Source organism: Hydrogenophaga sp. (assembly GCF_048549895.1).
Classification (GTDB): Bacteria; Pseudomonadota; Gammaproteobacteria; order Burkholderiales; family Burkholderiaceae_C; genus Hydrogenophaga.
The window spans coordinates 20,080-31,767 of record NZ_JBLYYB010000043.1 but is presented as its reverse complement, the minus strand read 5'-3'; the positions used below and the strand labels follow the sequence as shown (position 1 = coordinate 31,767).

8 protein-coding genes are annotated in these 11,688 nt (G+C 63.0%); 4 read left to right on the top strand and 4 right to left on the bottom strand.

Annotation, left to right across the window (positions count from 1 at the left end; genetic code table 11):
• Positions 1–318 precede the first annotated feature (318 nt).
• From ACN4F8_RS04140 to ACN4F8_RS04130, 3 genes are all read left to right on the top strand, one after another.
• On the top strand, positions 319–663 hold the full coding sequence (locus tag ACN4F8_RS04140; RefSeq protein WP_419472388.1) for a heavy metal-binding domain-containing protein: 345 nt from the start codon (positions 319–321) through the stop codon (positions 661–663).
• 86 nt (positions 664–749) lie between these two features.
• Positions 750–2,078 carry an ATP-binding protein gene (locus tag ACN4F8_RS04135; RefSeq protein WP_419472387.1) on the top strand — a complete coding sequence of 443 codons (1,329 nt, stop codon included), beginning with the start codon at positions 750–752 and terminating at the stop codon, positions 2,076–2,078.
• 5 nt (positions 2,079–2,083) lie between these two features.
• Entirely contained in the window at positions 2,084–6,217 is a 4,134-nt protein-coding gene (locus ACN4F8_RS04130) for an NACHT domain-containing protein (protein WP_419472386.1), read from the top strand.
• A 53-nt stretch (positions 6,218–6,270) separates the two neighbouring features.
• Here ACN4F8_RS04130 and ACN4F8_RS04125 read toward each other — a convergent pair whose 3' ends face one another.
• The 3 genes from ACN4F8_RS04125 to ACN4F8_RS04115 form a co-directional block, all read right to left on the bottom strand.
• A complete protein-coding gene (locus ACN4F8_RS04125) occupies positions 6,271–7,422 on the bottom strand; it encodes a lytic murein transglycosylase (protein WP_419472385.1) in 1,152 nt (383 codons plus the stop codon).
• A gap of 128 nt (positions 7,423–7,550) precedes the next feature.
• On the bottom strand, positions 7,551–8,915 hold the full coding sequence (locus tag ACN4F8_RS04120; RefSeq protein WP_419472384.1) for an MBL fold metallo-hydrolase: 1,365 nt from the start codon (positions 8,913–8,915) through the stop codon (positions 7,551–7,553).
• A gap of 116 nt (positions 8,916–9,031) precedes the next feature.
• Positions 9,032–10,048, bottom strand: coding sequence for a ZIP family metal transporter (locus ACN4F8_RS04115; RefSeq protein WP_419472383.1), 1,017 nt, complete (start codon positions 10,046–10,048; stop codon positions 9,032–9,034).
• Positions 10,049–10,201: 153 nt separating this feature from the next.
• On the opposite strand from ACN4F8_RS04115, the gene ACN4F8_RS04110 reads away from it, so the two are divergent.
• Positions 10,202–10,513, top strand: a complete 312-nt coding sequence (locus ACN4F8_RS04110; RefSeq protein ID WP_419472382.1) for a hypothetical protein — start codon at positions 10,202–10,204, stop codon at positions 10,511–10,513.
• 15 nt (positions 10,514–10,528) lie between these two features.
• Here the strand turns inward: ACN4F8_RS04110 and dnaJ are convergent, their stop codons facing one another.
• Entirely contained in the window at positions 10,529–11,662 is a 1,134-nt protein-coding gene (gene dnaJ, locus ACN4F8_RS04105) for a molecular chaperone DnaJ (protein ID WP_419472381.1), read from the bottom strand.
• Positions 11,663–11,688 lie beyond the last annotated feature (26 nt).

Sequence of the window (11,688 nt, the reverse complement as noted above, 5' to 3'; positions counted from 1 at the left end):
TGGGCAACAAAATCGTCACCGAAGCCGACCGCACAGCCACCCCACGCCCCACGCCCGTCGCTGGCGTGTCCCTGACCACGCCGGGCCGTGGTCAGCGCGTGAGTCTGGAGCGCGGCGTGGCAACCCGCAGCAAGAAGAACCCCGGCAAGCGCTCCAAAAAGGGCGGTTGACCGGTTCGGCCCCCGCGGCCGGCCTTGCTGAAATGCAAACAGCCCGCATCGCGGGCTGTTTGCATTTCAGCGCGTGAAGCTCGACCCGACGACGCGCCTGCACAATGGCCCGGCACCCGGCAGGCGGTGCGTCAACAGGAGCGATCACATGGGATGGTTTTCCAAAGCGACCGACGGCTTTTTCCTCAGCACCACCACACCCGAAGGCATTGAGCGTTCGCAGTACCTGGGCGTCGTCAACGGCGAAGCCATCATCGGCGCCAACATTTTCCGGGACATGTTCTCGTCGGTGCGCGACGTGGTGGGCGGGCGCGCCGGGGGTTACGAACGCGCACTCTCGGGCGCGCGCGACGCGGCGGTGGAAGACCTCATCGAATCGGCACGCGAGATGGGCGCCACCGGCGTCATCGGCATCGACTTCGACTACGAAGTGCTGGGCGAGACCAACGGGATGATGATGGTGGCGGTGAGCGGGACGGCGGTGAGGCTTTAAGCAACCCGCCTGCGCCGTCAACGCCTCTTGATTGGCGTCAGCAGCGCTCGCAATTGGAGATTTCTTTCATTGAGTAAAATAACTCAATGAAAGAAAACTACTTAAGACCAGTTGCAGAGCGTTTGAAGCACAGGCTACTGGAGCCGGTGCGGAAAATTGTGGTTGTTGCTGGGCCCCGGCAGGTGGGCAAGACCACAGCAATTCACCAAATACTGCGCGGAAGGCCTGCTTCGTCCTGCGTGTTCTACGCGGCGGACGCGTCTGAACGATTAGACGACATGGCTCTCGAATATGGCCGTGAGGAATCCGTTGCGAGCTCTGAAAAGAGTGCTCACCAGCCCAATGACGCTCAGTGGGTGACGGAGAAGTGGCATGCCGCACGCCGTGCCGCACATGCCTGGCATCTTCAGCAACTCGCATCTGTGGATGCTACAACTGGCCCACTGAAGCCCTATGTCTTGGTGTTCGACGAAATCCAGAACATTCCCGATTGGTCCACTGTCGTAAAAGGCCTTTGGGACCAAGACCGCGCTCAAGCCTTGCCGATGCATGTCGTGGTGCTCGGATCAGCGCCACTGCTCATGCAACGCGGTCTCGGTGAAAGCTTGATGGGACGTTTCGAACCCATCGAGATGACCCACTGGTCGTACAGTGAAATGCGCGACTGCTTTGGGTTCACCTTGGACCAGTACATCTACTTCGGCGGATACCCGGGGCCTGCCCATTGGGTTCTTGAAGGGCATGAGAGCCGTTGGCGCGATGAGGTTTTGCTCAGCCTGATCGAGCCCAATCTGGTCAAGGACATCCTGGCGCTCAAGCGCATTGAAAAACCGGCCGTCTTAAGACAACTTTTTCAGCTGGGCTGCACCTATTCGGGACAGGTTGTCTCCATGACCAAACTGCTCGCACAGCTCAATGACGTGGGCAACACCACGACGCTGACGGAGTATCTGCATTTGCTGCGTGTCGCCGGTTTGCTCGCAGGTCTCGATAAGTACTCGGCACAAGCCATTCGGCAGCGAGCGGCTCCGCCCAAGCTCAATGTGTTGAATACAGCCTTTCTATCCGTCTTCAGTGGTCGAACCTTTTCGCAGGCTCGCGCGGATGCCGGCTTCTGGGGTCACTTGGTCGAAAGCTGTATCGGTGCGCATTTGCTGAACTCGGCGGACCAGGGGCTTCGGGTGGGCTATTGGCGGGAAAGCCCGCAAGAGGTGGATTTTGTCGTCTATCAAGGCGATAGGGTGAGCGCGCTGGAAGTGAAGTCTGTGACCTACGACATGAGCGCCAGAAAGGGCCTGCGCAGTTTTGCCGAGCGGCACCAAAAGATGCGCGTGCGCACTGAAGTGCTCGGAGGTGATGACTTTGCATTGGCCGAAGCGCTTTTGCTTCCGGCGAGTCACTGGTTGCCGGAGTAACAACCGTGACGCACGACCTCGCCGTAGATCCCCTGGAGCGCTCTTGCACAGAGCTGGTGTTCACAGACACGCGTCAATCGCAGGGCGACGAGCAGCGAGGCGAAACCCTGACCGCACGCGAACTGATCAGCATCCCGGTTTTTGTTTTGCTCGGCGAGCCGGGCATGGGCAAGTCCAGGGTCATGGATGCCTTGGCCAAACACGCAGTCGGCGATTTCATCACGGTCAATGATTTCATCGTTCACAACGCGATGGTTCGAGACGGCTCGCGAACGCTCTTTATCGATGCACTCGATGAGGCCCGCGCCAGTGAAGACACCACCGTATGGAGGGAGCTGCGCCGAGGCATTGCACGATCTGCCATTGGTCGTTTCGGCGTTGCCTGTCGCGCTGCCGACTGGAACTCCACCGACCGAGAAGACTTGGTGAGCGTCGCAAAGGATCAAGCCATTCGAGTTTTCTCGCTAGACCCGCTCACCCCTGAACAGCGCCGCAGCGTGTTGAGGCATCAAGGCATTGGCGACGTGGAGACCTTTGAAGACAGGGCGCAGACCCTAGGGTTTGACGACATGTTGGGCAATCCACAGTCACTCGAACTGCTCGTAGCGGCGATCAAGAACAGAGACAACCACTGGCCTGACAACCGCATGGAGGCATACGAACTCGCCTGCAAAGAGCTGGTGAAGGAGGTCAACCCCCGTCATCAGCAAGCGCTGCACAGAAGGGCTCTGGCAAACCATGAGGAACTGCTCGATGCCGCCGGTTGGCTGTGCGCAATTCTGCTTCTTGGCAACAGTCGCCAGGTGTTCGAAGGCGAGGATGCGAGCAGCGCAGATGGGAGCGTGGCACTGCCAGATGTGGTCGATGCGCTTCCCTCGGTGGGCCCGTCTTCGGAGAGTGTGAGGCGAGTTCTGCAGCGCCGCTTGTTCGTCAAGCCCAGCGGTTATGCGCCTGTGCACCGCACCGTGGCGGAGTATCTGGCCGCGCGACACCTGACCAAACGGATCAACGGCGGTGGGTTGCTGCCGACGCGGTTGGCGTCATTGATGCTGGCGACACCATTGCACCTTGTTAGCAACCTGCGCGGCTTGGCTGGCTGGCTGGCGGCGCTTTGTGAACCCATGCAGTCCGCAATCTTCAATGCAGACCCGGCAGCGGTGCTGAACTACGGCGATCTTCATCTCTTGTCGACGACCACCAAAGAGGCGCTGATCCGCTGCCTTGGCACGCACCCGAGCGTTCGGTACGAGGGACATCTGTGGCAACGGGCGGTGTCCCACGTCCCGCTGGTTCAGAAAGACATGCAGTCTTTTGTGAAAGTGTGGCTAGCAGAGCTGTTGCACACAGAGGAGCCTGCGACAGCGAAGGTCTTCACAGCGCACGTTTTGTTGGGTGCTTTGGCACATGCGCCTCAAGACTCGGGGTGGGAGCTCACGCTGCTGCACTTGCTTCGAAACGAGCGATCGTCTGACGACATCCGAGACTCAGCGCTTCATGCGCTGTTGAGACACAAAACATCACCCGAGACCCTGATCGGCTTGCTGGAGGAGATTGCGCTCGAAAAACTTCCGGATGAACGAGGACGCTTGAGAGATTGCCTGTTGGAGACCCTGTATCCGGTGCATGTTCGTCCATCGCAGGTGGTGCGCTACCTTTCGCCGACGCGTTCTCGCCGACGGAGCATTCCAAGTTTCGGCATGTTCTGGACCTACCAAATACAGAAGCAGACGCCGACAGCGCAACTGGGTGAGCTCATGGAGGCGTTGACCGCAGCGCAAGATCAAAGGTTCTTTCAACGCGACGCGTTCGCGGCTATTGGTCATGGACTGGAGGGGCTGGAGTCTCTGGCCGTGTTGGCGATTGAGGAGTTCGGCGCCGCCTTGCCTGTTCCACAACTTGCGCGTTGGTTGCAACTCTTCTCCCGTACCGAAGACCCGGTGTTCAAGTCACTCCGTGCGGAGAGCGCTCAACGCCTGACGGAATGGTTTCGTGGCCATGTTGACAAGGTCAAGGAGGTGCTCAAGCACTGGGTTGATCAGGGTGCCAGCAGTTGGGATGCACAACACCGCATGCCGGCCGGTTGGGTACCCTCGCGCATGGGCTCGTTCTGGCTGGCCGAGGCCCTGGAGCTTCAAGCGCGCCAGGAATCAGCAAGGGCACAGGGATGTCTGCAGACGGCGCTTTGGTGGTTGGATCAACCCGACAGTGGCATCACCCTCGACGATCTGGTCGCGGCCGTGCGAGGACACGACGAGCTTGAAGTCGCGTTGCAATCGCGATTGGTGTCGCCCTTGGACGAAAGCAACTGGCAGCGAACGCATTGGCTGGATGGCCGGAAGTACCGGGAGTTGGCTGCCGAAAGAAGTGAACTAAATGAGCGGAATCGCGAGTACCTTCTGAACCATCTGGACGATGTTCGCAGCGGCAAGTCGCTTCGGTATCTCAGCGAGTCTGCTTGGCTGGATAGGACGGACGCTGGATACAGCGGTGGATTGGGCAGCGAAGTCATCAAGCATTGGCGCGAAGCGCATCCCGAACTGGATGAAGCAACCCGTCAAGGCTATCGGGCCTTGCTGGAGGGACTGAACAGCCAACAGGCGGCTGACGCCATCGCCAGCCGCAAGAAGAACAGCATCTGGCATTTCGAGTTGCCGTGCTTGGTCGCCGCCGAACAGCTGTTTGCACAGAGCCCTGCGCAGTTTTTCCAATTGGGAAAGGAGCGCATTCAGGCTCTGACCACCTTGTACTTGTTGCACCACTTGAGCAAGACCGATTGGTTGTTGGCGTTGATCGAAGAACACTGCGAATGGGTCGAAGAAGTGTGGTGGAGCCTGGGGTTTCAAGCACTTCGATCCAGAAAGCAGATCCGGATTCCGTTTCTTTGGGTGTTGGCGCGAGAACCGCGTGCCCGCGCGCTGGCTGTGCGTTTGCTTCCCCGTTTTCTGGCGGCATGGCCTGTCAAATTTCCAGAAGAAAGCTTTGCAGAGTTTGCTCAACTGTTGGAGGCTGTACTGAAAGTTTGCCCGCCTTCTGTGAGCGATTTGGTAACGCAACGCTTGCGGAAGAAGTCACTGAGTTCACTTCAGAGGGCGTACCTGGTCATGGCTGGCCTGTGGGTCAATCCAACCCTCTTCCACCCCCTCATCAACACGTTGCTGGACAAGCAGCAACTCATCCAGTCCGAATTGCTGGGATTCGTTGGTCACATATATCGGCATGGCGGGAGGGATGAAGAACTACCCGAGTGGGATGCACACACGGTAGGCATGTTGTTCAGGCTGCTTGGCCCTCTTTGTCGACCAGAGTTGCCTGAAGGAGGCGGGTGGGTTGGGAGTAAAGAATCCGGGCGGGAGTTTCTTCATCGCTTGCTTGGATTTCTTCGCGTGGATACCAGTGCTGCTGCACAACGCGAATTGCACCAACTGATCTCGGATCCGGCACTGGGTGAGTGGAGGGAAAGTGTTGAAAGTGCCTTGGTGCGCCAGAGCCAGTTCCGGGCAGAGCAGTCATTTACGCAGCCGACAGCACGCCAAGTGGCGCTGACCTTGCAAAACAAGACGCCGGCCAATCCTGCTGACCTCATGGCCGTGTGCCTGCACGCATTGGAGGAGTTGCAAAAGGCCGTCCGGAACAGCCCAACCAACCTCATCAACCGGTTTTGGTCGAATGAATCAGCAGGAAAACGGCCCATACCTCCGCATCGCCCGGAGCCGGCGTGTCGCGATGTAATTGCTGATCAACTCAAGAATCAATTGAGAAACATGGGCATATCAGTGGACCCAGAGCATCAGCATGGCGGGCAGAACCAATCGGACATAGTTTTGCGTGTTCAAACACCAGGCCATGAGGACATGCTGTTGCCGATCGAAGTCAAGGGCGACTGGAACAAGGATCTTTGGATTGCACCGCATCAGCAGTTGGCTCTTCGTTATGCAAGCGATCCAGCTTGTTTTGGCCAGGGCATCTATCTGGTGCTGTGGCTCGGGGCGCAGCGCGGGGATGCCCGCCGGCCAAAACAGCACCCCAACTGGCCTTCAAACAGTCCTGGCGATTTTCAGGAACTGCTACAACGTGAAGTGGCCGAGAAGGCACCAAGTTTCAATGTCCGGGTTGTGATGCTGGACTTATCTATCAATTGACCTGAAGTTTTGAACGGAAATCTGCTTCTTCAAGCTATGTGGGTGCGAGGGCCTCAGCCGCCGCGCAAGGCCTTCAGCAGCTTCTGCCCCGCGCGCCCACTGGCCTCTTGCCCAAGCCGCTCCTGCTCCACGCGAATCGCCACACGGCTTTTGTCGCCCAGCATGCCGTCCACCGCGCCGATGTCGTGGCCGCGCGCGATCAGCAGGGTCTGCACCTCGCGGCGCTCGGCGCGTGAGAGGCCCGGGTCGTCGGTGGGCCAGGGTGTGGTGAAGGGGCCGCCGCCGCGCAAACGGTCCGACAGGTGCGCGATGGCCAGGCCGTAGCTTTCGGCTGCGTTGTAGCTGTAGATCGCGTCGAAGTTGCGCAGCACCAGAAACGCCGGGCCTTGTGGGCCGGCCGGTGTCATGAGGCCGGCGCTGCCGGTGGCGGGTAGCGGCGAACCATCAACGCGTTTGAGACCGCGCGCGGCCCATTCGCCCATGGCGCGTTTGGTGCGGCGGCCTTCGCCGGTGGTGCTGAAACCGTCGGGCAGTTTCACTTCAAACCCCCAGGGTTGGCCGTTCTGCCAGCCGGCCTTGGCCAGAAAGTTGGCTGTGGACGCGAGTGCGTCGGTGGTGCTGTCCATCAGGTCGGCCTTGCCGTCGCCGTCGAAGTCCACCGCGAGGCGCTCGAAGGTGCTGGGCATGAACTGTGTGTGGCCGAACGCGCCGGCCCACGAACCCACCAGCCGCTCGGGCGCGATGTGTCCAGCCTGCAGGATGCGCAGCGTGGCGTAGAACTCGGTGCGGAAATAGGCCTGCCGCCGGCCAAAGCACGAGAGCGTGCCCAACGACTGCACGAGTGGTGACTTGCCGAAGGTCTGGCCGAAGTTGCTCTCCACGCCCCAGACCGCCACCACGGTGGCCGGGTCCACGCCGTACTTGTCGCTCACGCGCGCCAGCGTCTCGGCATGTCGCGTCAGCAGGGCGCGGCCCTCGGCCACACGCTCTGCGTCCACCAGGCCGGCGAGGTAGTCCCAAATGGCGGTGCGGAACTCGGGCTGGAAGTTGAGCTTGTCGATCACGCTCATGTCGGGCACGAGGTTCTGCGTGTGCAGCGCAAAGGTTTCATCGCGCACGCCGGCCGCGCGGGCCGGGGCGCGCAGCGTGTTCAGGCAGGTGTCGAATTCCGGGTTGGAGGCTGGCGCGGGGGCGGTTGAGGGCATTTGGGCCCAGGCCGCAGACGAAAGCAGGGCGGCGCCCAGGAGCAGGGAAGGTTGAAGATTCATCGGGGTGAGAGTGGTGAAGAGCGGCCGCGTTCCATCGGCCGTGTGTGCAGGTGTGTGCGGGTGCTTCAGGCAGCCCAGGTGCTGCCGTGTTCGGGCACCAAGGCTTGCCAGCGAAGCTCGGCTTCGATGCGGTGGCGCAGCCGGTCGGAGGCCTCCATGTCGCCGTGGGTCACGAACACGCGGCGTGGCGGGTGGGGCAGGGCGCGCAGCCAGGCCATGAGTTGCCCGGCGTCGGCGTGTGCCGAGGCGGATTTGAGCTGTACCACCTCGGCGCGCACCGGCAGGTCTTGCCCGTGGATGCGCAACTGCGTGCCTCCGTTGGCCAGCGTGGCGCCGCGCGTGCCCGGCGCCTGGTAGCCGGTGAGCAGCACCATGTTGCGGTGGTCGCCGAGGTACTGCACCAGGTGGTGCAGCACACGCCCACCGGTGGCCATGCCGCTGGCGGCCAGGATCACCTTGGGGCCGTGCTGGCGCGCAATGGCCTTGGACTCATCGGCCGAGCGCGTCATTTTTGCCACCAGCGCCATCGCATGGCACTGCGCGGCATTCAGCCGGTGTTCGCCCAGGTGGCGCGCAAACAGCTCGGTGCTGTGGATGGCCATCGGGCTGTCGAGGTACACCGGCAGGCTGTGCGGCAACTGGTTCGAGGCCTTGAGCTGTGCAATGGCGTGCAGCAAGGCCTGCGCGCGGCCCACCGCAAACACCGGCACCACGGCCGAGCCGCCGCGCGAGGCCACACGCGCCAGCGCCGGTCCGAGCTCGGCCATCACGTCTTCGTCGGGGTGGTCACGGTCGCCGTAGGTCGATTCGCACACCACCACGTCGGCTGCGGGTGGCGCGTCGGGCGCGAGCATCAGCGCGTCGTCGGGCCGCCCGAGGTCGCCCGAGAACAGGATGCGCCGCCCACCCACCTCCAGCAGCAGGCTCGCTGCACCCAGGATGTGACCGGCACCCGAGAACTGCGCCGTCCAGCCCTTGAGAGGCTCGAACGGTTGGTGCATGGGCACGGTGCGCAACAGCTTGAGGCTTTGCAGCGCATCGCTCTCGGTGTAGAGCGGCAGCGCGGGCGAATGTTTGGAGAAGCCCTTGCGGTTGGCAAAGGCCGCGTCCTCTTCCTGGATGTGCCCGCTGTCGGGCAACAGGATCTGCGCCAGATCGCGCGTGGCCGGCGTGGCCCACACCTTGCCGTGAAAGCCCTCCTTGGCCAGCAGCGGCAAATAGCCGCTGTGGTCCAGGTGGGCGTGGGTCAGCAGCACGGCGCCGATGTGGTTGGGCAGCACCGGCAGCGGGTCGCGGTTGCGCAGGCGAAGCTGTTTGTAGCCCTGGAACAAACCGCAGTCGACCAGCAGGCTCTGACCGTCGTGTTCGACCAGGTATTTGGAGCCGGTGACGGTGCCGGCACCGCCGAGAAATCGGATGTGGACGCTCATGCGGGGCATCTTACGCCCCGCCTCTCGGCTTCAGAGGGCCGCCGCGCTGGGCCGCTCCCAAGCAAGGCCGAGCCCCCTCGGGGGGCAGCGACCCGCGCAGCGGTGGAGCGTGGGGGTCAACTCAACACTGCATCCAGCAAGAGCATGAAGATGAAGCCGGCCAGCAGTGTGGCCGTGGCCATGGTCTCGAAGCCGTTGCGGTGCGTCTCGGGAATGATCTCGTGGCTCACCACGAAGAGCATGGCGCCCGCCGCGAGCGCCAGGCCCAGCGGGTAGAACACCGGCACGCTGCCCAGCACCGCCAGCCCGACGATGGCGCCCAGCGGCTCGGCCAGGCCGGTGAGCGCAGCCACGCCCCAGGCCTGCGCCGCGCTGCGGCCCAGCGTGCGCAAGGCCATGGCCACGATCAGGCCCTCGGGCATGTTCTGCAGGCCGATGGCCAGTGCCACCGACGCACCCGCTTGCGCGCCGCTTCCATCGCCCACACCCGCATACGCTGCGCCCACCGCCAGACCTTCGGGTACGTTGTGGATCAGGATGGCCAACACCATGAGTTGGGCGCGCTGCACCGCCGCGTTGTCGGACTGTGCGCCCCAGGCCCCGGTGTGGCCGAAGGCAGCCGGCGGCAGCACCGCGTGCTCGTGCGGCGTGAAGCGGTCGATCGCCAGCATCAAACCCATGCCCAGCGCCAGACCCACGCCACTGAGGGCCGCTGCGCTGGTGGCGCCGCCGGTCGTGCCGCCGAACAACGCGCGCCCGGCATCGAGCGAGGGCAGCAGCAAGGCGAAGATGGCGGCGGCCAACATGATGCCGGCCGAAAACGACATCAACGCCGCTTCTTGCAGCTTGCTCACACGCTGCACCAGAAACACCGGCAAGGCGCCCACAGCGGTGGCGACCGCCGCCAGCAAAGAAGCCTGCACACCCGCAGCCATGGCGCTGCCGTTGTCGGCCGCCGTCCACCACGCGCGGGTGGGCGCCCAGAACGTGCTCAGCGCCGCCAGGCCCGCCATCACCAGCAGGCCGGCGCCGAGTGCGAGCAGCGCGTTGCGCAGGGCGTGGGCGGGCACTTGCAGGTCGAGCTCTTGCAACTGGGCCCAGACGGGGCGGACTTGGCGGATCAGGGTTGCCATGCGGTTCTTGCGGATGGTGTGAGAAGCCGCCAGTTTGACAAAAGCTATCGACGAAAGCCAATCGATGCTGGCAATGAAGGGGATAGGTGATGAGGCGCGAGCTCGATACAGTGCGCAAACGCCATTGAAGGCGGGATCACACAGGGAATCCACATGAACCCGCGCAGCAGAGTCCGGCCTGTTGCGATTGCGCTGGGGCTGTTGGCCATCGCACTGGCCGTGCCCGCCGTGCTGTGGTCCGCCTGGGCCATCACCCAGGCGCGCCTGCCGTACAACGAGGAGGGCCGCCACTTCGACGGACTGGTGGTTCACCACGCAGGCAGCGAATACGTGTACGCGGCGGTGGCGTTGGTGCTCTGGCTGCTGGTGGGTCTGGCGGGCTGGGGTGCTTGCCGGGTGCAGCAGCGCGCGCAGCGCGAGGTCGAACGCCGAAAAAGAAGCGACGCCGCAGCGTCGCTTTTTTGAGCCCCGGTTGCCCGATCAGCTGAAGAACGACTTCGCCTTTTCGAACCAGCCCTTGTCGTTCGGGCTGTGCTTGTGGCCGCCCTTCTTGAACGACTCGTCCAGTTCCTTGAGCAGCTTGCGCTGGTGCTCGGTGAGCTTGATCGGCGTCTCCACCGCCACGTGGCAGTACAGGTCGCCGGGGTAGCTGCTGCGCACGCCTTTGACGCCCTTGCCGCGCAGGCGGAAGGTCTTGCCGCTCTGCGTGCCTTCGGGCAGGTCGATGGTGGCCTTGCCCGCGAGCGTGGGCACGTCGATCTCGCCGCCGAGGGCGGCCACCGTCATGCTCACCGGCACCTGGCAGTGCAGGTCGTCGCCCTCGCGCTCGAAGATGTCGTGCTTGCGCAGACGCACTTCGATGTAGAGGTCGCCCGAGGGGCCGCCGTTCTGGCCGGGTTCTCCGTTGCCGGTGCTGCGGATGCGTTGACCGTCGTCGATGCCGGCGGGGATCTTGATCTCCAGCGTCTTCTGCTTCTTGATCTTGCCCTGGCCGTGGCAGGTGGTGCAGGGCTCGGGAATGAGCTTGCCGGTGCCGCTGCACTGCGGGCAGGTCTGCTGCACGCTGAAGAAACCCTGGCGCATCTGCACCGAGCCCTGGCCGTGGCAGGTGCTGCAGGTCTTCACGCTGGTGCCGGGCTTGGCGCCGGTGCCGCTGCAGGTTTCGCAGTCGTCCCAGCTCGGAATGCGGATCTGCGTTTCCTTGCCGCCGGCCGCTTCTTCGAGCGAGATCTCCATGGCGTACGACAGGTCGGCGCCGCGGTAGACCTGGCGGCCGCTGCGCTGGCCGCGCGCGCCACCGAAGATGTCGCCAAAGATGTCGCCGAACGATTCCGAGAAGCCGCCGAAGCCTTCAGCGCCGGCCGCGCCACCGCGCAGGTTGGGGTCCACGCCGGCGTGGCCGTACTGGTCGTAGGCCGCTTTCTTCTGCGGGTCCGACAGCATCTCGTAGGCCTCTTTGGCCTCCTTGAACCGCTCTTCCGCCGCCTTGGCCGCATCGCCCTGGTTGCGGTCGGGGTGGTGCTTCATCGCCAGCTTGCGATACGCCTTCTTGATCTCGTCGTCGCCGGCGTTCTTGGGCACGCCCAGCACTTCGTAAAAATCGCGTTTAGCCATGGTCTCTTGCACTTCGTTTGGAACAC

Coding starts and splice junctions, on each gene's coding strand:
- ACN4F8_RS04120 (WP_419472384.1), bottom strand. CDS start 8,915: ATGAGCGTCCACATCCGATTTCTCGGCGGTGCCGGCACCGTCACCGGC.
- ACN4F8_RS04125 (WP_419472385.1), bottom strand. CDS start 7,422: ATGCCCTCAACCGCCCCCGCGCCAGCCTCCAACCCGGAATTCGACACC.
- ACN4F8_RS04140 (WP_419472388.1), top strand. CDS start 319: ATGGGATGGTTTTCCAAAGCGACCGACGGCTTTTTCCTCAGCACCACC.
- ACN4F8_RS04135 (WP_419472387.1), top strand. CDS start 750: ATGAAAGAAAACTACTTAAGACCAGTTGCAGAGCGTTTGAAGCACAGG.
- dnaJ (WP_419472381.1), bottom strand. CDS start 11,662: ATGGCTAAACGCGATTTTTACGAAGTGCTGGGCGTGCCCAAGAACGCC.
- ACN4F8_RS04115 (WP_419472383.1), bottom strand. CDS start 10,048: ATGGCAACCCTGATCCGCCAAGTCCGCCCCGTCTGGGCCCAGTTGCAA.
- ACN4F8_RS04110 (WP_419472382.1), top strand. CDS start 10,202: ATGAACCCGCGCAGCAGAGTCCGGCCTGTTGCGATTGCGCTGGGGCTG.